Origin of the sequence: Pseudomonas sp. UV AK001 (genome assembly GCF_046097675.1) — a bacterium.
Classification (GTDB): domain Bacteria; phylum Pseudomonadota; class Gammaproteobacteria; order Pseudomonadales; family Pseudomonadaceae; genus Aquipseudomonas; species Aquipseudomonas kribbensis.
Map to the genome: position 1 here is coordinate 1 of NZ_JBJUVZ010000037.1, position 440 is coordinate 440.

A 440-nucleotide genomic window follows, 5' to 3' on the forward strand; every position below is an offset into this window, starting at 1 on the left:
GCCGTGGTCACCGGCCCGCAAGGCCAGGAAATCCACTGCGACGAATACGGCCGCGTCAAAGTCCAGTTCCACTGGGACCGCGACGGCCAGGCCGACGACAAGACCAGCTGCTGGTTGCGCGTGTCTTCCGCCTGGGCCGGCGCCCAGTACGGCGGCATCGCCATCCCGCGCATCGGCATGGAAGTGCTGGTCACCTTCCTTGAAGGCGACCCCGACCAGCCGCTGATCAGCGGCTGCCTGTACCACAAGGAAAACACCGTCCCCTACGCGCTGCCGGCGAACAAGACCCGCACCACCTTCAAGACCCTGAGCTCGATGGGTGGTGGCGGCTTCAACGAACTGCGCATCGAAGACAAGAAAGGCCAGGAACAGATCTTCCTCCACGCCCAGCGCGACTGGGACGAGAACATCGAACACGACCAGAAAATCCGCGTCGGCAA

1 protein-coding gene is annotated in these 440 nt (G+C 63.9%); it reads left to right on the top strand.

Features of this window, described 5'->3' with window-relative positions; translation table 11 throughout:
- Positions 1–440 (top strand): type VI secretion system tip protein TssI/VgrG (tssI, locus tag ACKLNA_RS29165; RefSeq protein ID WP_408987853.1); only part of this gene is annotated, 440 nt, incomplete at both ends.